Source organism: Halomonas organivorans (assembly GCF_014192055.1).
Taxonomy (GTDB): domain Bacteria; phylum Pseudomonadota; class Gammaproteobacteria; order Pseudomonadales; family Halomonadaceae; genus Halomonas; species Halomonas organivorans.
The window spans coordinates 43,372-66,760 of record NZ_JACHXM010000020.1; the positions used below are offsets into that span (position 1 = coordinate 43,372).

General features: G+C 69.3%; 19 protein-coding genes. 10 read left to right on the forward strand and 9 right to left on the reverse strand.

Annotation, left to right across the window (positions count from 1 at the left end; all coding sequences use genetic code 11):
* Window positions 1–171: 171 nt before the first annotated feature.
* A complete protein-coding gene (locus FHR96_RS16125; RefSeq protein ID WP_183388752.1) occupies window positions 172–465 on the reverse strand; it encodes a DUF2782 domain-containing protein in 294 nt (97 codons plus the stop codon).
* 185 nt (window positions 466–650) lie between these two features.
* Here FHR96_RS16125 and polA point away from each other — a divergent pair, with 185 nt between their 5' ends.
* Window positions 651–3,416, forward strand: a complete 2,766-nt coding sequence (gene polA / locus FHR96_RS16130; RefSeq protein WP_183388753.1) for a DNA polymerase I — start codon at window positions 651–653, stop codon at window positions 3,414–3,416.
* Between the two features lie 29 nt (window positions 3,417–3,445).
* On the opposite strand, the gene FHR96_RS16135 is transcribed toward polA, so the two are convergent.
* Window positions 3,446–3,790: an antibiotic biosynthesis monooxygenase family protein gene (locus tag FHR96_RS16135; protein ID WP_183388754.1), complete on the reverse strand. Its 345-nt coding sequence runs from the start codon at window positions 3,788–3,790 to the stop codon at window positions 3,446–3,448.
* A 115-nt stretch (window positions 3,791–3,905) separates the two neighbouring features.
* Here FHR96_RS16135 and FHR96_RS16140 point away from each other — a divergent pair, with 115 nt between their 5' ends.
* Together FHR96_RS16140 and FHR96_RS16145 are read left to right on the forward strand one after the other, a co-directional pair.
* On the forward strand, window positions 3,906–4,604 hold the full coding sequence (locus tag FHR96_RS16140) for an ArsR/SmtB family transcription factor (protein WP_183388755.1): 699 nt from the start codon (window positions 3,906–3,908) through the stop codon (window positions 4,602–4,604).
* A gap of 89 nt (window positions 4,605–4,693) precedes the next feature.
* Entirely contained in the window at window positions 4,694–5,203 is a 510-nt protein-coding gene (locus FHR96_RS16145) for a hypothetical protein (protein ID WP_183388756.1), read from the forward strand.
* A 76-nt stretch (window positions 5,204–5,279) separates the two neighbouring features.
* On the opposite strand, the gene FHR96_RS16150 is transcribed toward FHR96_RS16145, so the two are convergent.
* The gene (locus FHR96_RS16150) at window positions 5,280–6,191 is read right to left on the reverse strand and encodes a LysR family transcriptional regulator (protein ID WP_183388757.1); all 912 of its coding nucleotides are present in this window, start codon (window positions 6,189–6,191) and stop codon (window positions 5,280–5,282) included.
* 127 nt (window positions 6,192–6,318) lie between these two features.
* Between FHR96_RS16150 and FHR96_RS16155 the strand changes: the two genes are divergently transcribed.
* From FHR96_RS16155 to FHR96_RS16165, 3 genes are read left to right on the forward strand one after another with little or no spacing between them, the layout of a single operon-like run.
* Window positions 6,319–7,692, forward strand: a complete 1,374-nt coding sequence (locus FHR96_RS16155; protein ID WP_183388758.1) for a uracil-xanthine permease family protein — start codon at window positions 6,319–6,321, stop codon at window positions 7,690–7,692.
* 3 nt (window positions 7,693–7,695) lie between these two features.
* Window positions 7,696–9,141 (forward strand): amidohydrolase family protein, encoded by a 1,446-nt coding sequence (locus tag FHR96_RS16160; protein ID WP_183388759.1) that lies wholly within the window; start codon window positions 7,696–7,698, stop codon window positions 9,139–9,141.
* A complete protein-coding gene (locus tag FHR96_RS16165) occupies window positions 9,134–9,847 on the forward strand; it encodes a sulfite exporter TauE/SafE family protein (RefSeq protein WP_183388760.1) in 714 nt (237 codons plus the stop codon). Before FHR96_RS16160 ends, FHR96_RS16165 begins: the two co-directional genes overlap by 8 nt.
* Before the next feature lie 221 nt (window positions 9,848–10,068).
* Here FHR96_RS16165 and FHR96_RS16170 read toward each other — a convergent pair whose 3' ends face one another.
* Window positions 10,069–11,097, reverse strand: coding sequence for a Fe(3+) ABC transporter substrate-binding protein (locus FHR96_RS16170; RefSeq protein ID WP_183388761.1), 1,029 nt, complete (start codon window positions 11,095–11,097; stop codon window positions 10,069–10,071).
* A 272-nt stretch (window positions 11,098–11,369) separates the two neighbouring features.
* Here FHR96_RS16170 and FHR96_RS16175 point away from each other — a divergent pair, with 272 nt between their 5' ends.
* Window positions 11,370–12,422, forward strand: a complete 1,053-nt coding sequence (locus FHR96_RS16175) for an ABC transporter ATP-binding protein (RefSeq protein ID WP_379685232.1) — start codon at window positions 11,370–11,372, stop codon at window positions 12,420–12,422.
* On the opposite strand, the gene FHR96_RS16180 is transcribed toward FHR96_RS16175, so the two are convergent.
* The 4 genes from FHR96_RS16180 to dctP all read right to left on the reverse strand — a co-directional run bounded on the left by FHR96_RS16180 (window position 12,384) and on the right by dctP (window position 17,428).
* Entirely contained in the window at window positions 12,384–14,009 is a 1,626-nt protein-coding gene (locus FHR96_RS16180; protein ID WP_246392993.1) for an ABC transporter permease, read from the reverse strand. The two genes, FHR96_RS16175 and FHR96_RS16180, sit on opposite strands and share 39 nt — an antisense overlap.
* A 247-nt stretch (window positions 14,010–14,256) precedes the next feature.
* Complete coding sequence (locus tag FHR96_RS16185; protein WP_183388763.1) at window positions 14,257–15,585, reverse strand: TRAP transporter large permease; 1,329 nt, start codon at window positions 15,583–15,585, stop codon at window positions 14,257–14,259.
* Complete coding sequence (locus FHR96_RS16190) at window positions 15,582–16,100, reverse strand: TRAP transporter small permease subunit (protein WP_183388764.1); 519 nt, start codon at window positions 16,098–16,100, stop codon at window positions 15,582–15,584. The genes FHR96_RS16185 and FHR96_RS16190 overlap by 4 nt, the downstream gene beginning before the upstream one ends.
* Before the next feature lie 221 nt (window positions 16,101–16,321).
* On the reverse strand, window positions 16,322–17,428 hold the full coding sequence (gene dctP, locus FHR96_RS16195; RefSeq protein WP_183388765.1) for a TRAP transporter substrate-binding protein DctP: 1,107 nt from the start codon (window positions 17,426–17,428) through the stop codon (window positions 16,322–16,324).
* Between the two features lie 320 nt (window positions 17,429–17,748).
* Between dctP and FHR96_RS16200 the strand changes: the two genes are divergently transcribed.
* A complete protein-coding gene (locus tag FHR96_RS16200; protein ID WP_246392991.1) occupies window positions 17,749–19,947 on the forward strand; it encodes a tRNA(Met) cytidine acetyltransferase TmcA in 2,199 nt (732 codons plus the stop codon).
* A gap of 32 nt (window positions 19,948–19,979) precedes the next feature.
* Window positions 19,980–21,446: an aminoacyl-histidine dipeptidase gene (locus tag FHR96_RS16205; protein WP_183388767.1), complete on the forward strand. Its 1,467-nt coding sequence runs from the start codon at window positions 19,980–19,982 to the stop codon at window positions 21,444–21,446.
* A gap of 6 nt (window positions 21,447–21,452) precedes the next feature.
* On the opposite strand, the gene FHR96_RS16210 is transcribed toward FHR96_RS16205, so the two are convergent.
* Window positions 21,453–21,854 (reverse strand): hypothetical protein, encoded by a 402-nt coding sequence (locus FHR96_RS16210; protein WP_183388768.1) that lies wholly within the window; start codon window positions 21,852–21,854, stop codon window positions 21,453–21,455.
* Window positions 21,855–21,962: 108 nt separating this feature from the next.
* Here FHR96_RS16210 and FHR96_RS16215 point away from each other — a divergent pair, with 108 nt between their 5' ends.
* Window positions 21,963–23,348 carry a DNA recombination protein RmuC gene (locus FHR96_RS16215; protein WP_183388769.1) on the forward strand — a complete coding sequence of 462 codons (1,386 nt, stop codon included), beginning with the start codon at window positions 21,963–21,965 and terminating at the stop codon, window positions 23,346–23,348.
* Window positions 23,349–23,389 lie beyond the last annotated feature (41 nt).

Here is a 23,389-nt window from a genome sequence, read left to right on the forward strand (position 1 = left end):
TAGGAGGGGCTGTAGTATGGCTGATCCGGCGACAGGTCTACGGGGGGCGCTATGGACCCATCCCTGGGCGCTACCTTGGCCCTGCGGTGCTCCCGCATCCCGCTTCGCTTGCAGGACCGGTGCTGGCCCTCCATGGCCAGCCCGTTCGGCGAATTCGCCTCACCCATGGCCTCAGAAACGCTTGAGCACCCACTCGGGCACGGCAATGCGCTGGCCGTTCTGGCGCTCGAAGTCACCGTCGCCGTCGCGGTCGACCAGATAGTAGGAGGGCCCCACGGCGGGCTGGATCTCGATGGCGTAGAGTTCGCCGTTGACCCGGTATTCGCGGATGGTGCGATCCTCTTCCTGGCGGATGGTGATGTCCGGCTCGACGTCGGCGCTGGACTGGGCCAGGGCCGGCAGGCCGGTGGTGAACAGCGTCAGGCCGAGCAGCAGGGCGGGAAGCGGCTGGAGAATGGTTTTCATGGTGTCCTCCTGACCATGGGGTTGCCCCCAGTGTATGCCGTGAGCGGCCGCCGATGCATGCTTTGCACGGCAAATCGCGCCGGCAATGCGTATCATGAACAGCCAGGATCAGGAGCCGGCGGTTCGCCCGCCGCCGCCCCTCGTCACACATATTTCATCGCCCAGCCTGCAAGGGATGCCGATTCATGGCCGATACCCCCATCGTTCTCGTCGACGGTTCCTCCTACCTGTACCGCGCCTTCCACGCGCTGCCGCCACTGACCACCTCTGAGGGGCAGCCTACCGGCGCCATCAAGGGCGTGCTCAACATGCTCAAGCGGCTGATCAAGGACTATCCCGACAGCCCCATGGCGGTGGTGTTCGATGCCCCGGGCAAGACCTTTCGCGACGAGCTGTTCGAGGAATACAAGGCGCAGCGTCCGCCGATGCCGGATGACCTGCGCGCCCAGGTCCAGCCGCTGCACGACTGCGTGCGGGCGCTGGGGCTGCCGCTGCTGTGCATCGAGGGCGTGGAGGCCGACGACGTCATCGGCACCCTGGCGCGCCATGCCACCGAGGCCGGCCGCGACGCGGTGATCTCCACCGGCGACAAGGACATGGCCCAACTGGTCAACGCCCACATCACCCTGGTCAACACCATGAAGGACGAGACCCTGGACGTGGCGGGCGTGAAAGAGAAGTTCGGGCTGCCGCCGGAGTTGATCATCGACTTCCTGGCGCTGATGGGCGACAAGGTCGACAACATCCCCGGCGTGGCTGGGGTCGGCGAGAAGACCGCCCTGGGACTGCTGCAGGGCATGGAGGGCGGCCTCGAGAGCGTCTATGCGGACCTGGAGAAGGTCAAGACGCTGGGTTTTCGCGGTGCCAAGACGCTGCCCAAGAAGCTCGAGGAGCACCGCGACCAGGCCTTCCTGTCCTACGAGCTGGCGACCATCAAGACCGACTGCGAGCTGCCGGTGGGCCTCGACGACCTGGACATCGCCCACCCCGACCGCGAGGCGCTACTCGAGCTCTATCGCCGCCTGGAGTTCAAGGCCTGGCTGTCCGAACTGCTGGAGGGCAAGGACAAGGGCGTCGACGATGTGTCCGGCGGCCGTCAGGCATCGGCGGATGAGGGTGATGAAGGTGGCAGCCGCGGCGGCGAGCGCGAGGACAGCGTGATCCTCGAGCAGGCCGAACTGGACGCCTGGCTGGCGCGGCTGAAGGACGCCGAGGTGTTCTGCTTCGACCTGGAAACCACCAGCCTCGACTACATGGAGGCCGAGATCGTCGGCGTCGGGCTGTCCCTCGAACCGGGCGAGGCCGCCTATATCCCGCTGGCCCACGATTACCTGGACGCCCCTGCGCAGCTCGACCGGAAGTCTGTGCTCGAGGCGCTGACGCCGCTGTGGACCGACGCCGGCAAGGCCAAGATCGGCCAGAACCTCAAGTACGACATCTCGGTGCTGGCGCGCCACGGCATCGAGGTGGCCGGCGCCCTCGAGGACACCATGCTCGAGTCCTACGTGCTGGACTCCACCGCCACCCGACACGACATGGACTCGCTGGCGCTCAAGTACCTGGGCGAGAAGACGGTGAGCTTCGAGGAGATCGCCGGCAAGGGCGCCAAGCAGCTGACCTTCAACCAGGTCGCCCTGGAGCAGGCCGCGCCCTATGCCTGCGAGGACGTCGACATCACCCTGCGCCTGCATCGCGAGCTGCGTCCGCGGGTCGAGGCCGAGGGCCGCCTGGCCGAGGTGCTCGATACCCTCGAGCGGCCGCTGATCCGGGTGCTGTCGCGCATGGAGCGCGGAGGCGTGGCGCTCGACGCCGAGCGCCTGCACACCCAGAGCAAGGAGCTCGGCAAGCGCATCGGCGAGCTGGAGGAGAAGGCCTATGAGCTCGCCGGGCGAGAGTTCAACCTTGGCTCGCCCAAGCAGCTCGGCCAGATCCTGTTCGAGGAACAGAAGATCCCGGTGATCAAGAAGACGCCCAAGGGCGCGCCCTCCACCGCCGAAGCGGTGCTCGAGGAGCTGGCGCTGGACTACCCGCTGCCCAAGGTGATCATGGAGCATCGCGGCCTTTCCAAGCTGCGCTCCACCTACACCGACAAGCTGCCGCGGCTGGTCAACAAGGCCACCGGCCGGCTGCACACCAGCTACCACCAGGCGGTCACCGCCACCGGGCGGCTGTCCTCCTCCGACCCCAACCTGCAGAACATTCCGATCCGCACCGAGGAAGGGCGCAAGATCCGCCAGGCCTTCGTGGCGCGGCCCGGCTATCGCATCGTCGCCGCCGACTACTCGCAGATCGAGCTGCGCATCATGGCGCACCTCTCGGGTGACAAGGGGCTGCTCGAGGCCTTCGCCGAGGGCCGCGACATCCATGCCGCCACCGCCGCCGAGGTGTTCGGCGTCGGCCTCGACAAGGTCTCCGGCGAGCAGCGTCGCAGCGCCAAGGCGATCAACTTCGGGCTGATCTACGGCATGAGCGCCTGGGGGCTCTCGCGCCAGCTGCACATCGAGCGCAACCAGGCCCAGACCTACATCGACCGCTACTTCGACCGCTACCCCGGCGTGGCCCGCTACATGGAGCGGATTCGTTCACAGGCGGCGGAGGATGGGTTCGTGGAGACGGTATTCGGCCGGCGCCTGTACCTGCCGGAGATCCACTCCCAGAACCGCGCCCGGCGCCAGGGCGCCGAGCGCACCGCCATCAACGCGCCCATGCAGGGCACCGCGGCGGATGTCATCAAGCGCGCGATGATCGACGTCGACGGCTGGCTGGCCGAGGGCGACATCGACGCCATGATGGTCATGCAGGTCCACGACGAACTGGTCTTCGAGGTCGCCGAGGACGCCGTCGAGGCCTTCATCCCCGAGGTGAAGCGGCGCATGCAGGCCGCCGCCGAGCTCGACGTGGCGCTGATCGTCGAGGCCGAGAGCGGCGCCAACTGGGACGAGGCGCACTGAGGGCGGCGGCGCATTCGTGGGCCTCGCGGCTATTCGTGAGCCTCGCGGCTGTCCGCGGGGGCCTGGGCGCGGTCGTGCAGGCCGTAGTCGCGCTCGACCCGGGCGATACGCAGCCGGTAGTCGGCGAACACCGAGCGGCGTCCCGCGTGCTGGGCCGCGCGGTGGGCTTCCAGGCGGCGCCACTCGGCCACGGCTGCCTCGTCGCGCCAGAACGACAGTGACAGCAGTCGATCGGGGTCGGCCAGGCTCTGGAAGCGCTCGATGGAGATGAATCCCTCCACGTCGTCCAGCAGCGGCTTGAGCTCGGCGGCGATGTCCATGTAGTGCTGGCGTTGCGACGCATGGGGTTGGGCTTCGAAGATGACGGCGATCATGCTGGCTCCTTCATGGGTGGAAAAGGCGGTGACCCTGGCGTGCTGCCCGGGCCGACAGTCGACACGAGCCAGTATCGGCGCCCGGCACGAGCGTTGATTCGATCGGGAGCGAAATATGGCAGTCACGGACCTCGCGATGTCCCGGGTGGCGGCGGCGATCGCCGAACCCGCCAGGGCCCGGATGCTGTGCGCGCTCATGGATGGCCATGCGCGAACCAGTACCGAGCTTGCGGCCATCGCCGAGGTCGGCCCGCCGACGGCCAGCGCGCATCTGGCGCGCCTCGCCGAGCTGGCCCTGGTGCGGCGATACCCCCAGGGGCGTCATCGCTACTATGCGCTGGAAGACCCGAGAGTCGCCGAGGCGCTGGAGGGATTGATGGTGATCGGGCAGAGCGATAGCGCTTCCTTTGCCCCCAACACGCCGCGTCGGCTGTGCTTTGCGCGCACCTGCTACGACCATATGGCCGGCGAGCTGGCGGTGGCGCTACACGATGCCTGCCTGGGGGCCGGCTGGCTGATCCCCGCCGCGGAGGCGGTGAGCGACTATCGGCTGAGCGAAGAGGGGGAGCGCGTCTTCCATGACATGGGGGTGGACGTGCGGGCAGTGCGCGCCCGGCGCCGTCGCTTCGCCCGTCCCTGCATGGACTGGAGCATGCGTCGCCCGCACCTGGCGGGCGCCCTGGGGGCGGCCTTGCTGGACCATGCCATCGGCCGGGCCTGGGTGAGGCGCGAGCTCGATGGCAGAGCTCTCCGGCTGACCTCGACGGGGCGACGCGCCCTGGAGCGTCGCTTCGATATCCAGCTGCCGGATTGAGGCCGGCGTCGCGAGCCGGTGCTATCGTGTGGGGGACGTTCAGGAAGGCAGCCGTTCACGCGGTGCCATGGTGGAAAAAGGAGATGGGGATGGCAGCAATGGCAAGGATGTGGCTGTTGGGGGCGGGAATGGCCCTGCTGGGCGGCTGCGCGAACCAGTCGACCGAGACGACGGCCGAGCGCTTCGACTGCGAGGCCTTGAACCGTGCGGTTGCGAACGCCGGGACGGGCTTCGCCGATCTCAAGGGCCGCCTGGAGACGACTCCATTGACGCGAACCTGGAAGACCGACACCCAGGCCTTCCATGATGCCTGCGTGATCACCGCGTCCCGGCGGCCCGATCATTACCTGTGCTTCGGGCGACTGGTGTCCGCCGATCCGCGCGGTGCTCTCATGGCGGGAGGCGAGGAGTTGGCCCAATGCCTGGGCGAAGGCTGGCGATCGGCGCGCACCGCGCCGGATCGGCTTGAGTTCACCCGCCAGGACAGTGAGCCGGTGGTGGTGCTCGAAAGCTTCCTCAACGATCGCGGGCAGCGTATGGGCACCCTGGGCGTGTTCCGCAATGCCGGTGATGCCGCCCCCCTGTCCGACGACGGCTGAGCGCCCCATCCCCGACGCTTCCGAGAGAGGCCCGCGGCATCGCCGCGGGCCTCGTCGGTTCGCAGACCTGGCTGCCTCAGTCGTGAGGGGCCAGGTCGCGCAGTGCCTGGCTCAGCGACTCCACCAATACCGCGGCGGCCATCGGCAGCGAGCGTTCGGCGGCGCTGCACAGCACCAGCCGCGCGGCGTCGACGCGCGGGTCGCGTAGCGGGCGGAATACCAGCTCGCCGTGGGCCAATTCCCGGGCCACGTCGAGGGCGTTGAGAAAGGCCACGCCGAGCCCCGCCCGGGCCAGCGACTTGATCGCCAGGATGCGGTTGCAGCCGGCCAGCGGTGTCAGCTCCACGTCGGACGTCGCCAGGGCCCGTTCCAGGGTCGAGCCGCGAAACATCCCGGCGTCCGGCAGAATGGCCGGGTAGTCCCGACAGTCAGACAGCCGCACCTCGCGGGCGTCGGCCAGGGGGTGGGAGGGCGCCATGGCGACGCCGAACTGCAGCGCGACCGACTCGATGAAGCGGATGCGCCGCGTTGGCGGCGGGTTCATGCAGATGCCGATGTCGGCCTCGCCGGTGGCCACACGCTCGAGGATTTCCTCGGTGAGTCCCGTGTGCAGCGCGAAGCGAACCCTCGGGAAGCGCTCGCTGAATTGGCCCAGCAGCTCCGGCAGCACCTGGTCGGTGAGCGACTCGACGGTGGCGATGCGGATCTCGGCACAGCCGGTGCCGCGAATGTCGCCGAGGGTTTCCAGCAGTTGGCGCTCGTCGCGCTGCCACTGGCGAATCTGGGCCAGCATCAGCTCTCCCGCCGGCGACAGCCGCAGGCCACGCGGCAGCCGTTCGAACAGTGGTACCCCCAGTTCGTCCTCCAGCTTGAGAATCTGCCGGTTCACCGCCGAGGCGGCGACGTGCAGGCGCTCCGCCGCCTTGCGCAGAGAACCCTGGCGGGCGACCTCCTCGAAGTAGCGTAACCCGGTCAGCAGCAGCTGCATGGTCTCTCCCTTGGCGTCGACCGTTGCCTTTTTGGCAACGATATGAGCGAAACATTATTATGGACCAGTACAGTTGGCCGGCGCTAGCTTGGGGACACGTCCACAACAACAATCGAGGATGTCCCCCATGAGCATTTCTCCCGAGCCGCTCGGCTCGCGCGAGTCCGAGCCGGTCGACCGGCGACTGCCGCTGCCCCAGATGCTGCTGTTCGGCGTCCAGCACGTGCTGGTGATGGCCGCCGCACCGATCACCGCCGTCTTCCTGGTCGGCCAGGCGATGGGCTTCGACGACGAGGTCATGGTCGCGCTGATGAGCGCCACCTTCCTGGTCTGCGGCCTGGGCACGCTGCTGCAGTCCTTCGGCCCCTTCGGCATCGGCGCGCGCCTGCCCTTCGTGCAGGTGCCGGGCGGGGCGCCGCTGGTGATCTTCCTGACCATCGCCCAGACCACCGACCTGCAGACGGCCACCGGCGCGGTGATCCTCACCGGCGTGTTCTACTTCCTGGCGCTGCCGTTCTTCACCAGGGTGCTACGGTTCTTCCCGCCGATCGTCATCGGCACCATGCTGCTGCTGGTGGCGGTCAACCTGGTGCGGATCTTCGGTGGGCTGATCGCCGGCCAGCGCGGCACGCCGGACTTCGCCAACCTGCCGAGCATCGCCCTGGCGCTGGCGACCATGACCGCCGTGGTGCTCAGCGCGCGGCTGTTTCGTGGCGTGCTGCAGCGCATCGCGGTGATGCTGGGGCTGCTGTTCGGCGCCACCCTGGCCGCCGTATGCGGGATGATGTCGTTCGACGGCGTGCTCTCCGGCCCGGTGGTGGCCTTCCCGGCGCTGTTCCCGTTCGGCTGGCCCAAGTTCGACCTGTTCGCCTCGCTGCCGCTGATCATCTTCAGCGTGGTGTCGATGACCGAGGCCACCGGCCAGACCCTGGCCACCGCCGAGATCGTCGAGAAGCGCGGCGATGCCCGCGCCCTGGTGCCGCGCAACATCCGCGCCGACGCCCTCGGCTCGCTCGTCGGCGGCTGCTTCGGCACCTCGCTGATCATCACCAGCGGCGAGAACATCGGCATCGTGCGCGCCACCGGGGTGCGCTCGCGCTACGTCACCGTCGCCGCCGGGCTGATCCTGGTGTTGCTCGGCCTGTTCGCGCCGCTCGGGCGGCTGGCGTCGCTGCTGCCTACCGCCGTGGTGGCGGGTACCGCGGTGATCGTCTTCGCCATCATCGGCGTGATGGGGATCAACATCCTGCGCCGGGTCGACTTCGACGAGCACGGCAACATGTTCACCCTGGCCTCGGCGCTGGCCATGGGACTGCTGCCGATCCTGGTGCCCGGCTTCTACAGCGCCTTCCCCCAGCACCTGCAGATCCTGCTCGGCAACGGCCTGGCCATGGGCACCCTCACCGCCGTGCTGGTCAACCTGCTGTTTCATCACCTCGGCCGCCGACACGATGCCCCCGTGGGCGCGGCGCTGCCCCGTCAAGAGATCAAAGGAAAGTAATCCATGTCGTCGACCTCGTATTCCACCGCCCCGCTGGCCCCGGCCGACTTCGCCGACGAGACGCTGCTGCTGCTGCCCGAGGAGGTGCTGCTGGCGGAGGGCTGCCTGCGCGACCAGGCGGTACTGGTCGCCGACGGCCGCTTCGCCGAGATCGGCGAGCGCCGCGACCTGCTGGCCCGCCACCCCGAGCTCGCGCCCATCGAGCTGCCCGGCAAGCTGCTGATGCCGGGCTTCGTCGACACTCACCATCACTTGACCCAGTCGCTCGGCAAGTCGCTGGTGTTCGGCGAGCCCTCCGAGATCTTCAAGCGCATCTGGGTGCCGCTGGAAGGCAGCCTGGACGAGCGACTGGTGCGACTCTCCGCCCGGCTCGCTGCCCTGGAGGCGCTGCGCGGCGGCTTTACCACCGCGGTGGATGCCGGCACTCGCGCCGCCTCGGAGCTCGACGGCATCGCCGATGCCGCCGAGCAGAGCGGGCTGCGCTGCGTGCTGGGCTACATCTGCAACGATCTGGGAAGTCAGCGGGACGCTGCCGAGATCCGCCGCGATGCCGAGCGCCACCTGGCGCGCTGGTCGGGCCATGGCCTGGTGCATCCCTCGCTGGCGGTGTCGATTCCCGAGGTGGCCAGCGACGCCATGCTGCACGACGCCGCGGCGCTGTGCGCCGAAGGCGGGGCCATCTTCCAGACCCACGTCAACGAGCACCTGCAGGCCGTGGAGCGCTCGCTGGTGGCGCGTCGCCAGCGCCCGCTGGAGCACCTCCACGCCGCCGGCGCCCTGGGACCGCAGACGCTGGTCGCCCACGCCACCCTGGTGACCCCCGGAGAGCTCAACCTGCTGCGCGATACCGACACCGCGGTGGCCTTCAACCCGGTGGCCAGCAGTTGGAAGGGTAACGCCGTGGCACCGGCGCTGCACATGGCCGCCCAGGGCATCCGCTTCGGGCTCGGCAGCGACGGCACGCGCAGCGATGCCTTCCGCCTGCTCGACGCCGCCGAGACCAGCCAGCGCCTGGCCTTCGGGCTGGCCAGCGGCGACTCCTCCTGCGGCGGCGGCTGGCTGTGGCTCGACCACGCCACCCGCGCCGGCGCCGAGGCGGCAGGGCTCGGCGACGTCACCGGGGCGATCGCCCCGGGGCTGGCCGCCGACTTCCTGCTGGTGGACCTCGACGTTCCCGAGATGACGCCGTCCTGGGATCGGCCCTGGGAGCTGGTGCGCTACGCCAACCGCGACCAGATCGAGGCGGTGTTCACCAACGGGCGGCTGCGGCTGTGGCAGGGCTGGCCGGTGGACTGGGACGCCCGCGCGCTGCTCGCCGAGGTGCGCGAGGCGGCCGGCGCCGCGGTGGCCAACGCGCCGATCCAGCGGGTGCATCCGACCTCGGCGGCCCATCGCCAGCGGGTCATGGCGACGCAGTCTGGGATGGAGGCGGGAGGGTCCCATGAGTGATCCCGTCGTCTATGTCGTCCTTGCCGTGGCCACGGCCGTCGCCGCCTTCATGCAGGGGGCGATCGGCATCGGCTTCGCGCTGATCGTCGCCCCGGTGATGGGGCTGCTGCGGCCGGACCTGCTGCCGGTGGCGCTGCTGGTGCTGATGCTGCCGCTCAATCTCTACGTAGCGCTGCGCGAGCGGGAGGCCATCGACTGGCGGGGTAGCGCCTGGATCGGCGTGGGTCGCCTGCCGGGGACCTTCCTGGGGCTGTGGATCCTGGTGGTGATGAGCACCAACGGGCTCAACCAGCTGATCGGCGCCTCGACGGTGCTGGCGGTGCTGGCCGCGCTGTTCGCGCCGGTGTTCCGGCCCCGGCCGGGCGCCTGCGTCTCGGTGGGGCTGATCACCGGGGTGACCGAGACCGCCACCGGCGTCGGCGGCCCGCCGCTGGCGCTGCTCTACCAGCATCGTCCCGGCCCGGAGCTGCGCTCGACCATCGCCTGCTGCTTCCTGATCGGCGAACTGGTGTCGCTGGTGATCCTGGCCTCGGCGGGCAAGGTCGGCGTGGAGCAGCTGCGCTGGGCGCTCTACCTGCTGCCGCCGCTGCTGGTCGGCAGCGTGGCCAGCCGGGTCATGCACCAGCGCCTCGATGCCCGGCGACTGCGCCAGGGGGTGTTGCTGTTTGCGCTGGTGTCGGGGGTGGCGCTGATGATCCCTCACTAGTGTCCTGTATCGGAGGTTGACTGTAGAATTCTGGCGGCTCTTTGGAGCCGCCATGCCGCGTTGCCACTCCTCGCCATAGCGCTGCTATGCCTCGTCGCGGCGCCTTGCCTGGCGACCCAATGCGCTCGCCCATACGGCGTCTCGTCGACCCGACAACGAACGAATGAGGCCCGCGGCAGTGCCGCGGGCCTCTCGTCTTGGTCTTGGTGTGGAGTAAGGGCTTATCGCCAGCCGACGCGATCGAAGATCCTCACCGCCTCGGGGTTGTTCTCGCCCAGCACGCTGACGTTCAGGTCGTCGCGCTTGAAGTCGCCCCAGGAGGCCAGCACGTCGTCGATGGCCACGCCGTCGACCACCGGGAACTCGTGGTTGCCGGTGGCGAAGATCGCCTGAGCCTCGTCGGAGGCCAGGAACTCCAGGAAACGCACCGCGTTCTCCGGATGCGGGGCTCCCTTGACCATGCCGGCACCGCCGATATTGATGTGGGCGCCGCGGCCGTCCTGGTTGGGGAACAGGATCTGCACCTTCTCGGCGGCCTCGCGCGTGGCCTCGTCGTCGGACTTCAGCATGCGCACGTAGTAGTAGTGGTTGCCGACCGCGATATCGCACTCGCCGCTGGCCACGCCGAGGATCTGGTCGATGTCGCCGCCTTCCGGGTCGCGGGCCATGTTGTCGACCACGCCCTGGGCCCACTGCTCGGCGCCGTCCTTGCCATGGTGGGCGATCATCGAGGCCAGCAGCGACTGGTTATAGATGTTGTTGGAGGAGCGGATGCAGATCTCGCCCTTGAAGCGCGGGTCGGCCAGGTCCTCGTAGGTCTTCAGCTCGTCGGCGCCGACCTCTTCGGGATTGTAGAAGATTGCCCGCACGCGCTGGCTGAAACCGAACCACTTGCCTTCGGGATGGTGCATGTTCTCGGGCAGCCGCTCGTCGAGCAGCTCGGAATCGACGCTTGCGAAGATGTCTTCCTGCTCGGCGCGCCATAGCCGGCCGGCGTCCACGGTCATCATCACGTCGGCGGGGCTCGCCTGGCCCTCGCGTTCGATGCGCTGGATCAGCTGGTCGGACCCGCCCTCGAGGACGTTGACCTCGATGCCGGTTTCCTCGGTGAAGGCATCGTAGAGCGCCTGATCGGTGTCATAGTGGCGCGCCGAGTAGATGTTCACTTCCTCTGCTGCGGCCTGGGTGGCGAAGGCGGCACCGGCCAGCAGGGCGGCGAGGGGCATGACGAGACGGCTGTGCGGGGTCATCGGTTACCTCGTGGGCGTGTGATCGGCTATGATCTCGAATGATAATACGTTGCATTATTCGGCCGTCATTGAAGCGCCTGGGCGCCAGGACGTCAACCGCGGAGCGTCGGCCTCGGGGAGGCCCGCGGCGAAATGGCGACGAAAAGACGAAGGTTTCGCGTTACCATGGACGCTCCGCTTTCTCTCGGCTGAACCGATCCTTGCCTATGACCAGCCACGCGCCGCTATCTTCCTTGCCAGACGCCGTTCCGGAGCAGGCTCCGGTGCTCGCCATGCACAATATCCGCCACCGCTACGGCCACCACCTGGCGGTGGAGGATGTCGGCCTCGAGGTGCGCCCGGGCGAGGTGGTTTGCCTGCTCGGCCCTTCGGGCTGCGGCAAGACCACGCTGCTGCGCATCGTCGCCGGCCTCGAGGTGCTCCAGCAGGGGCGGGTGGACCTCAACGGCCTGCCCGTCGGTCGACCCGGCAAGTCTCACGTGCCGCCGGAGAAGCGCAACGTCGGCCTGGCCTTCCAGGATTCGGCGCTGTTCCCGCACCTCTCCGTGGTGCAGAACGTGGCCTTCGGCCTAGAGGCGCTGCCTGCCCGGGAGCGACGCCGGCGCGCCCTGGAACTGCTCGAGCAACTGGGCATGGGGCACTATGCCGAGAGCTATCCGCACATGCTCTCCGGCGGCCAGCAGCAGCGCGTGGCGCTGGCCCGCGCCCTGGCACCGTCGCCGCAGCTGATGCTGCTCGACGAGCCGTTCTCGAGCCTCGACGCCCGGCTACGCGATCGCATCCGCGACGATACCCTGCACGTGCTCAAGAAGGTCGGCGCCGGCGCCCTGCTGGTGACCCACGACCCGGAGGAGGCGATGTTCATGGCCGATCGCATTGCGCTGATGCGCGACGGCCACATCGTGCAGATGGGCACCCCGCGCGAGCTCTACTGCGCGCCGGCGGATCCCTTCGTGGTGAACTTCTTCGGCGAGGTCAACGAGCTCGAGGGCGTGGTGCGCCAGGGGCGCGTCGATACGCCGGTGGGCGAGGTACTGGCCCCGGGGCTGTCCGAGGGCAGCCGGGCGCGGGTGATGATCCGGCCCGAGGCGCTGCGGGTGGTGGCCCTGGAGGAGCCGCCGGCGGACCACCACAGCCACGTGATCATGGCCAAGCTGCTGGGCCGCACCAGCCTGCTGCATATCTGTGCCCATTCCGGCGGCGGCCGCGAATCCCACCTGCATGCCCGGGTCCCCGGCGTGTTCCTGCCCGAGGAAGGCCAGCCGGTGACGATCCGGCTGGAGACCTCACAGGTGTTCGTCTTTCCCGCGGCTGCCGGGGCGTGAGCCGCGCATCGCCAGGCTGAGCAGGATCACCGGAATGATGCCCACCGCGACGATGGTCAGCGAGGCGGTGGAGGCCTCGGCCAGGCGCTCGTCGGCGGCCAGGTTGTGGGCCCGCACCGCCAGCGTGTCGAAGTCGAAGGGGCGCAGGATGATGGTCGCCGGCAGCTCCTTCATCACGTCGACGAACACCAGGATGCCGGCGGCCAGCAGGCTGCCGCGCATGATCGGGGTATGCACCTTGCGCAACGTGCCGCCGGCGGTCTGCCCCAGGGTACGGGCGGCCGCGTCCATGCTCGGCGTCACCTTGCCGAGGCTCGCCTCCAGGGCGTTGAACGACACCGCCAGGAAGCGCACCACGTAGGCGTAGATCAGGATGAAGGCCGAACCGCTGAAGATCAGCCCGGCGATCACCCCGTAGTGGGCCTTGAGGAAACCGTTGAGCGTGTCGTCCAGCCAGGCGAAGGGAATCAGGATGCCCACCGCGACTACCGAGCCGGGTACCGCATAGCCCAGGGCGGCCACCCGAGTGGCGGTGCGGGTCACCGGGCCCGGGTTGAGCCGCGCCCCGTAGCTGAGCACCAGCGCCAGGCCTACCGCCACCGCTGCCGCCAGGGCGGCCAGTATCAGGCTGTTGCCGGCGAACTCCAGGAATTGGGCGCCGAACAGCGCATCCCCGCCCTTGACCGACAGGTAACCCAGCAGGCCGCTGGGGATCAGGAAGCCGACCAGCACCGGCGCGAGGCAGGCCAGGGTGGCCGCCAGCGCACGCACGCCGCCCAACCGGAACTCGGGAAGCTGCTGGTAGCGGCCGGTGGTGTGGAAGTAGCGACGCTTGCCCCGCGACCAGCGCTCGAGCAGCACGAAGACGATCACGAAGGCCAGCAGGCAGGCCGCCAGCTGGGCGGCCGCGACCTGCTCGCCGAGGCCGAACCAGGTGCGATAGATCCCGGTGGTGAAGGTGTCGACGCCGAAGTACTGCACCGCGCCGAACTCGTTGAGGGTCTCCATCAGCGCCAGCGATACGCCGCCGACGATGGCCGGGCGCGCTAGCGGAATCGCCACGCTGGTGAACAGTCGCCAGGGGCCGCGGCCCAGGGTGCGGCCGACATCGAGCACGCACACCGACTGCTCGAGGAAGCTGGCCCGGGCCAGCATGTAGACGTAGGGATAGAGCACCAGGGTGATCAGGGTCGCAGCACCGCCCAGCGAGCGGATGTCGGGGAACCAGTAGTCGCCGCGGTCCCAGCCGAAGGTCTCGCGAAGGGCGCTCTGCAGCGGGCCGGCGTACTGCAGGAAATCGGTATAGGCGTAGGCGATCACGTAGGTAGGGACCGCCAGCGGCAGCAGCAGGGCCCACTCGAACAGCCGCCGTCCGGGAAAGCGGCACATCACCACCAGCCAGGCCGTGCCGGTGCCGATCACGAAGGTGCCGAGCCCCACGGTCACGACCAGGAACAGGGTGTTGGCCAGGTAGCGGCCCAGCACGGTGCTGGCCAGGTGCTGCCAGACGCCGCCGGCGGGCATGACGATATGGGCGAGCACCACGATCACCGGCAGGGCCACGACGGCAGCGATGACCAGGGTCATGACGCTCCAGGCATCGAGGCGCAGCGTCAGCCGGCGGGCGGACGAGGGGGGCCGATGGCTGATGGGGCTGGACAAGCGGGATCTCCTTCCGGTGATGGGGCCGACACCGGCCAGATGCGATGGGCTGGCGGGTGAGAATAGTATCAGCTGGCCGGCGGAACTGCAGCCGGCCGCCGTGCCCGCGACGCCCCCGGAAGGCCGGGCGTCGCGGGCGGGTCAGGCGAGGGCGGTGAGCGTCAGCGGCGCGTCAGTAGCCCAGCCACAGCGCCGGCAGTCCGGTCACCAGCGCCGGGAACACCGCCATCAGCAGGCAAGCCAGCAGGATCAGCGCGCAGAACGGGATCACCGCCTTGTAGAGGTCCAGCGTCTCGACCTCCGGCGGCGCCACGCCCTTGAGATAGAACAGCGCATAGCCGAACGGCGGGGTCAGGAAGGAGGTCTGCAGCACCACCGCCACCATCACCACGAACCACAGCAGGTCGACGCCCATGGCCTCGACGATCGGCAGCATGATCGGGAAGCTCAGCAGCACGATGCCGGTCCAGTCGAGGAACATGCCCAGCACGAACACCAGCAGGAACATCAGGATCAGCGCGCCGGTGGTGCCGCCGGGCATGGCCATCACCAGATCGCTGATCACGTCCATGCCGCCACCGATCGAGAACACACCGGTGAAGGCGGTGGCGCCGACCAGCACGAACATCACCATGGTGGTGGTCTTGCCGGCCTCGATGAAGGTGCGATAGCAGGTCCTGATCTTGCGATCACCGAAGATCAGGAACAGCACGAAGGCCAGGGTCACGCCGATCGCCGAGGCCTCGGTGGCGGTGGCGATGCCGGTGAACAGCGCGCCCAGCACGCCGAGGATCAGGCTCATCGGCGGCAGCACGAACTTGGCCAGCCGCTTGACCAGCTCGCCGGTGGTCAGGTCGGCGCGTTCCTCGGCTGCCACCGGCGGGCCGTAGCTGGGCTTGATCAGGCAGATCAGCAGCACGTAGCCAGCGTAGAGCACGCCCAGCAGCAGGCCGGGCACCAGCGCGCCGGCGAACAGCGCGCCCACCGAGACCGGCGAATAGCTGGCCATCAGGATCAGCATGATGCTCGGCGGGATCAGGATGCCCAGGCAGCCGCTGGCCATGATCACCCCGGCCGACAGGCCCTTGTGGTAGCCGTACTTGAGCATCGGCGCCAGGGCGATCAACCCCATCACCGCGATCGAGGCGCCGACGATGCCGGTGGTGGCGGCCAGCAGCACCGAGACGATGACCACGGTCAGCGCCAGGCCGCCGCGCACGCGGCCGAGCAGCAGACGCATGCTCTCGAACATTCGCTCGGTGACGCCGGAGTCGTTGAGGAAGCGCGCCATGAGAATGAACAGCGGGATGGCCACCAGCACGTAGTTGTCCATGGCCCGGCCGTAGATGTTGTTGATGATGATGCCGAGCACCTGGGGGCCAGGGCCGAACCAGGCGCCGAGCACCGCGGTGCCGCCCAGCACGAAGGCCAGCGGATGGCCCATGAACAGCCCGACCAGCAGGCCGCCGAACATGAACAGGGTGAGCGTTTCCGGGCTCATGGAGCGTCCTCCGATGATGTCGGGCCAGCGGTCAGTTCGCCGACGGTGCGAATCACGATGGCGATGGCCTGCAGCAGCACCAGTACGCCGGCGACGACCAGCACCGCCTTCACCGGATAGACCGGGATCGAGACGATGCCGTAGGTGGATTCGCTGCGGCTCCAGGAGCGCTCGAAGAAGCTCCAGCTATAGCTGATGAACATCAGGATGAAGGGCGTGAAGAACAGCAGGTAGCCGAGCAGCTCGATCAGCGCCCGGCCACGCCGCGAGAGCAGCCGCTTGAGCACGTCCACCTCGACGTGGGCGTGATGCTTGAGGCCATAGGCCGTCATCAGCATGAAGTGGCTGCCGAACAGCATGGTGGTGACGTCGAAGGCCCAGTCGCTGGGCCGGCCGATAAAGAAGCGCATGGCGATGTCGTAGACCACCACGACGGTGATGATCGCGATCAGCGGGGCGATCAGGCGACCGAAGCCCTCGTTGAGGGCGTCGATGGCCTTGGCGATGGCATGCATCCGGAAAGCCTCGTTAGGGTCCAACGGAGGCCGACGGCCCCAGGCAATGTCTAAACTTGTCTGCGCTCGGCTATTCGGCGTTAAAAATCAGCTCAAGGTCCTGATTTACAGCCTGTAAACTTTGGCCATTCGCTGATTTTCGCCTTGTCTAGCCTTCGCTCGCCGACGTTACAGACAATGCCGGGCGCCGCCGGCCGGCAAGGGATGTCGGGCCGTGAACCTTACTGGTTCATGCAGGCCTCGATATCCTCGAGAGACGGCAGGTTGTCGGTGACCCGGCTCATGTTGAAGGGCACCGAGACGTCACGCCATTGGGCGTAGTCCTGCAGGTAGCTGATCATCGAATGATAGATCTTGGCGTGCATCGGATCCTCGCAGGCGCCCTGCACGATCACCTCGTTGGTGATGTCCTGGATCTTGGCCAGATCCTCTTCGGAGAGCTGGTTGATGGTGGTGCCATCCTCGAGGAACTTGGCCGTGCCTTCGGTGGACTGCTTCTCGGACCAGGCCAGCGACCAGGCCATGTTCGCCTGGGCGGCGATCTTGAGGGTTTCCTGGGTCTCCTCGGAGAGCGCGTCCCAGGCATCCTTGTTGATCATCACGCCGAACACGCTGGCAGACTGGTGCCAGCCCGGGGTCAGCCAGTAGTCGGCGACCTCGGAGAAGCCTGCCTTGTAGTCCACCCCGGGGGTGGAGAACTCGGCGCCGTCGACCACGCCGCGCTCGATGGCCTGGTAGATCTCGCCGCCGGCCAGGGTGACCTGGGAGCCACCGAGCTTCTCCAGCACCCGGCCCTGGTCGCGCCCGGAAAGGCGCAGGCGCTTGCCTTCCAGGTCGGCCAGGCTCTCGATGGGCGTGCCGCCACGGAAACCCGACTCGTTGTTGGTGATGCCGTAGGGCAGGTAGACCATGTTGAACTGGCCATAGACCTCCTGATAGAGGTCGTAGCCGCCCCACTGGGTGATCCAGTTCAGGTAGTCGACGCCATTGAACAGGCTGGTGGTGGTGGCCAGCGGCGAGAAGGCCGGGCTGCGGCCGGCCCAGTAGCCGGGCCAATCGCCGGCGGCCTGGATGCTGCCGGTCTCGGTGGCGTCGAAGACCTCGGTGCCGGGCATCAGGGTGCCGCCGGCGTAGAATTCGATGTTCAGCTCGTCGCCGGCCAGCTGGTTGACCAGCTCGACCCAGTGGCGGTCGATCTGGATCAGGTCGAGGTTGTCCGGCCAGGTGGTGGTCATGGTCCAGGATTCCTGGGCCTGGGCGGTGGTGGCCAGGCCGGCCAGGGCGATACCGGCGGCGAGTCCGGTGAGGGCGAAACGGGTCTGTTTCATGGCGATTCTCTCCTGCGGTTTGTTCTGATTGTGGAGACGGGTGACGAAAGTGATGCAGTGCAAAAATCCTGGCCGCCTTAGCTGGCGAGGCGGCCGTAGATTCAACCTAGCATGGGCCTCGTGGCGGGTTCGACGGGCTCCTATCGTCTAAGCCATGGCGCATGGCGCCGGTCGTCATGGCAAGCGAGCCGAGAAAAGTCCTTGAATTTCAGATGTATAAAACAAGAGTATGACCGGCATGTTGCACTGCCGAAAGGCGGGTCGCCGTTGAAACGACGTCATATCCTTAGACCAAAGTTCAGCAAATCAAGGGGATGCTCATGAAAGCCTGTGTGCCCGACGACCTGCTGGCCTGCCAGGCCCGCCTCGGCGAGCGACGCTGGCGAGGGCTGGCATGGCTGACGGGAGAGGTCACGGACGCCTGTCGACGGGCCCTGGCGCTGTGGCATGCCCAGCCGGGAGAGGCGTTGCTGTGGGTGTCGCCCGAGCCGCCGGAGCGCCTGGACGAGGCGGCCTGGCTGCCCGCCGGCAAGGCGCGCACCCGGCTCGGCGGCGAGCACGACCTGATCATCTATGACGCGGTCTCGCCCGGGGCGGGCTTCGACCCCGACGCCTTCGGGGCGCTGTCGGGCACCTTGCGTGCCGGCGGGCTGCTGGTGCTGCTGACGCCCGCCGACTGGGGCGTGCGCCCCGACGCCGACTATGCACGGCTGGCTGCCCATCCCTGGCGGGCGGAACAGCTCTCGGCCCACTACCTGGCCCGCCTCGGGCGGTTGTTGGAGGCGTCGCCTCAGACGATCCGCTGGCTCCAGGGGGAGCCGCCCCACCTACCCGCCTGGCCCGAGGCCGTGCCGCCCGGTGCGATGGCCGAGGCTACGCCGGGCGACGCCGAGTGCCTGACCCGGGACCAGGCCGAGGCGGTGGCGCGACTGGTCAAGCTGCGCCGACGCCGGCCGCTGGTGCTGACCGCCGACCGCGGCCGCGGCAAGACGGCGGCGCTCGGCATCGCTTGCGCCCGGCTGCTGGCCCGAGGCGGACGGGGCGAGGGCAAGACCGACGAGATCGAGATCCTGGTGACCGCGCCGCGCCCGGCGGCGGTATCAGGGCTCTTCGAACGGCTTGCCACACTGCGGCCCGAAGGGCGGCGCTACGGCCAGCGCTTCGAGGCGGCGGGGGGGCGGGTGGTCTTCCTGGCGCCGGACGAGCTCAGCGCCCGGGTCGAGCGCGGGGAAGCCGGCGGCGCCGGGGCCTGGCTGCTGGTCGACGAGGCGGCGGCGATTCCCGCCGGGCTGCTCGGCCAGTGGCTCGCGGCTTTCCCGCGCATCGCCTTCGCCACCACGGTGCACGGCTACGAGGGCGCCGGGCGCGGCTTCGCGCTGCGCTTCCGCGAGCGCCTCGAGCGCCTGACCCCCGAATGGCGCGAGTATCATCTGTCCGCTCCGATTCGCTGGGCCGAGGGCGATCCCCTGGAGGCGCTCACTTCCCGACTGCTGATGCTGGACGCCGAACCGCCGTTGCCCTCCGAGGAACCGCCCGAGTGGCGGCTCGAGTCGCCTCGCACGCTGGCACGTGACGAGCCGCGCCTGCGGGCACTGTTCGGGCTGCTGGTCCAGGCCCACTATCGCACCACGCCTGGCGACCTGCGGCGCCTGCTGGACGGCCCGGACACGCGGCTCGCCACCCTCGGCGACGCCGCAGGCCCCCAGGCGGTGGCGGTCACCGCCGACGAGGGGGGCTTCGATGCCGCGCTGGCCGAGCGGGTGGCACGCGGCGAGCGGCGCCCCCGCGGCCATCTGATGGCGCAGTCGCTGGCCGCCCATGCCGGCGCGCGGGAGGCACTGACCGGTCGGCTGCGCCGAGTGCTGCGCATCGCCGTGCATCCGGCGTGGCGCCGCCGGGGACTCGGCCGGCGGCTGCTGGCCGCCGAACGACAGGCAGCCCGGGAGGCAGGCATCGATCTGCTGGGGGCGAGCTTCGGCGCCGAGCCGGGGCTGCTGGCCTTCTGGCAGGCCCAGGGCTTTCGCGTAGTGCGCCTCGGCCTGACCCGCGAGGCGGCCACCGGCGAGCACGCCGTGATGGTGGTCGCGCCGGCGGCCGAGGGTGGAGGGACGCTGGCCGAGGGGCTGGCGCGACGCTTCCAGGCACTGCTGCCGGCGCTGCTGGCCTTCGAACTGCGCGAGCTGGAGCCGGCGGTAGCGCTGGCGCTGCTGGCAGAGGGCGAGTCCCGGCCGCTCGACGATGAGGCGCGGCGTGATCTAGCTGACATGGCCCATGGGCACCGCGAGGCGGCGCTGGTGCGGCCCGCGGTGCAGGCGCTGGTCGTCGACGCCGCGGTGCGTGGCGAGCGCGACGAGGCGCTGGCGCTGCTCGCCGCCTGGGCCTTCCAGGGCCGCGGCACGGCCTGGCTGGCCGCGCGGCTGGGACTCTCCGGCGGCAAGGCGGTCGACGTCTGGCGCCGCGAACAGGTGGCACGAGGCCTGGCGGCCGGTGCGCTTTCCTCGGGCCGGGCCGAGGGGTAGAGTGCCCGGGTCAATCGCGAAACAGACACACCATGAACGCACATCTCGAGCGGCTTTCGCCGCAGCCGCTGTGGCGGCACTTCCGGACCCTGTGCAACACGCCGCGCCCCTCCGGCCACGAGGCCGCCCTGGTGGCCGTTCTCGAGGGCTGGGCCGACGCGCGCGGCCTGGCTCACGACCGTGACGCCTACGGTAACCTGCGCCTGCGCAAGCCGGCGACGCCGGGCCTGGAAACCGCACCGGGCATCGTCCTGCAGGGCCATCTGGACATGGTGGCCCAGGCCAACGCCGAGCATCCGCACGACTTCACCCGCGATCCCATCGACACCTACGTCGACGACGGTTGGCTGCATGCCCGCCATACCACCCTGGGTGCCGACAACGGCCTGGGCGTGGCGGCGGCGCTGGCGGTGCTCGAGGACGATACCCTGTCCCACGGCCCCCTGGAGGCGCTGTTCACCCTCGAGGAGGAATCCTCCATGGGGGGAGCGCTGAACCTGGCCGAGGGCTGGCTCGACGGCCGCGTGCTGCTCAATCTCGACTCCGAGGATCGCGGCCAGGTCTATATCGGCTGCGCCGGCGGGGCCGACGTGGTGGTCGACGCCCAGTTGCCCACCTCGCGGCTCGAGGACGACGAGGTGGCGGTGCGGCTCTCGTTGACCGGCCTTCGCGGTGGCCATTCCGGCATCGACATCGACAAGGGACGCGGCAACGCCAATCGCCTGCTGGTGCGCGTGCTGCGCGCCCTGGAGGACGTCGACGCGCGCCTGATCGACTACCGCGGCGGCACCCTGCGCAACGCCCTGCCGCGGGAGGCCTTCGCTACCCTGGCGCTGCCCGCCGAGGCCTTCGAGGCCGCCCGCGCGCGGCTGCCGGAGCTGGCAGCGACGCTGCGCGCCGAGCTGGCCGGCGTTGACGACGGGCTGGCACTGGCTCTCGAGCGGGTGCCGGCCTCCGAGGGCGAAGCCCTGACCCGCGATGCCAGCCGGCTGCTGGTGGCCGCCCTGCACGCCGCGCCCTGCGGCGTCGAGCGCATGAGCGTCGCGGTGCCTGGGGTGGTGGAAACCTCCAACAACCTGGGCGTGGTGTCGCTGGAGGCCGGTCGCTTCCATCTCTGTGCCCTGGTGCGCTCGCTGCGCGACAGCGCCGTCGAGGATCTCGCCGACCGCTTCCGTGCGCTGTTCGAGCTGATCGGTGCCCGCGTTCGGGTCGAGGGGGCCTACCCGGGCTGGGCGCCGGACCCGGACAGTGCGCTGCTGGCCCGCTTCCGCACCCTTCACGAGGCGCGGCTGGGCGTCGACCCCGAGGTCAAGGTGATCCACGCCGGCCTGGAGTGCGGCATCCTCGGTGCCAAGTATCCGGACATGGCGATGGTGTCCTTCGGACCGCTGATTCGCGGCGCCCACTCGCCGGACGAGCGGGTCGAGCTGGCTTCGGTGGAGGAGTTCTGGGGGCTGCTCGCGGCGCTGATCGAGGACCTGGCTTGCCCCGCGAGTTGAACACGGTCAGCGCGCCGATTGCGGATCTCGCGGCGCCCAGCGATGCCTGTCGAACCACGCTGGGGCTTCCCGCCGGAAGCGCTCGTGGTGCCGCTTCCGCCAGCGGTCCGAACGGGGTAAGCCCCGGCGCCCGTGGTGGTCGAGGTAGACCCGTGGCTCGACGATGATCACCGACGATCCGAACCGGGACGCGCGCGGTACCAGATAGCGCGAGTCAGCGTCGGGGTGGGTCCGGTATAGGCCTGGGGCCTGCCGATAGTCCGGGCCGTTGCCATGGTGAACGGGGCCGTGCTGATGGTCGGCGGTGGTGCCGAACAGCACGGGACCGTGGCGATGGTCCCCCGCGCCGGCCAGGGCGGGCGCCAGGAGCAGCAACGTCAGGCAGGTGGCCGTCAGCCAGCGGTGCATGGTCGCCTCCTCGATGACGCGACATTGGCCTGTGAGTGTCTGCGTTTCAGTATAGTGGCCCCGAGGCCCGCGTCGCGGGGAGCCGGCGTCATCACCAGGGAGAGGAGCATGCTCGACGCAGTGACGGAAATGGGCGGCGCCTGGGTAGCGGGGCTCGCGGCAGTGGCCCTGCTGGCCTGCGGCTGGGCACTCGTCCAGCGTCGTCGGCTCGCCGAGGTGCGCCGCGAGCTGGCCGAGCGACGTGCGGCGACCGCGCGCCTCGAGCAGGAGCTCACCCAGAGCGATGCCCAGCTCGACGGCTGCCGCGAGCGGCTGGAAGGCCTCGAGGCGGCCCTCGGCGAGGCCCGCGATCGGCTGGCCGAGCAGCGCGAGCGCTCGGCTCGGCTGGAGGCGGAGCGCGAGCAGACGGCGATTCGCCATCGCGAGCAGCTGGCGCTGCTGGAGGAGGCTCGCGAGCGGCTCAAGGACGAATTCCACCAGCTCGCCGGGCGCGTCTTCGAGGAGCGGCAGCAGGCTTACAGCGCCCAGAGTCGCGAGAGCCTGGAGGCGTTGCTCCAGCCGTTTCGCGAGCAGGTCGAGCAGTTCCGCCAGCGGGTGGAGGCACTGCACGGGCATGAGCAGCGCGAGCGCGGCTCGCTCAAGGCCCAGCTCGACCAGTTGGCCGGGCTCAATGCGCGACTCGGCGACGAAGCCGCGTCGCTTGCCCGGGCGCTCAAGGGCGACCAGAAGGCCCAGGGCAACTGGGGCGAGCTGATCCTGGAAACGGTACTGGAGCGCAGCGGCCTGCGCCGCGACGTCGAGTACCGTCGCGAGGTGTCGATCGAGGGGGAAGCCGGCCGGCGGCGCCCCGATGCGGTCATCTACTTGCCCGAGGAGCGCCATCTGATCGTCGATGCCAAGGTCTCGCTGGTGGCCTGGAATCGGGTGGTCAACGCGGAGGACGAGGCCGAACGCGAGGCGGCCATGGGCGAGCACCTGCGCTCGCTGCGCGGGCACGTGCAGGGGCTCGCCGCCAAGGACTATCCCGGCCTGCCCGGACTGCGCTCGCCGGACTTCGTGTTCCTGTTCGTGCCGGTGGAGCCGGCCTTCGCCGCGGCCTTCGAGCGTGACCCGACGCTGTTCCAGGAGGCCTTCGACCGCCAGGTGGTGATGGTCACTCCGACCACGCTGCTGGCCAGCCTGCGTACCGTGGCCGGACTGTGGAGCCTGGAGCGTCAGAACGAGAACGCCCGACTGATCGGCGAGCGCGCCGAGCGATTGTTGACCAAGTTCGGTGGCCTGGTGGAGAGCCTGCAGGAGGTGGGGCGCCACCTGGAGCGTGCCGGCGATAGCCACCGCCGGGCCATCAACCGGCTCTCCGAAGGGCAGGGCAGCCTGGTGGCCCAGGCCCGTGAGCTGGAGCGGCTGGGCGTGCGCATGAAGAAACCGCTGCCCGCCGAGCTGGTGAGGGCCGCCGAGGGAGCGGGACCGGACGACGAGGCAGGAGAGACATGAAGACGCCGCCCCGAGGGGCGGCGTCTTCATGTCGGGACCGG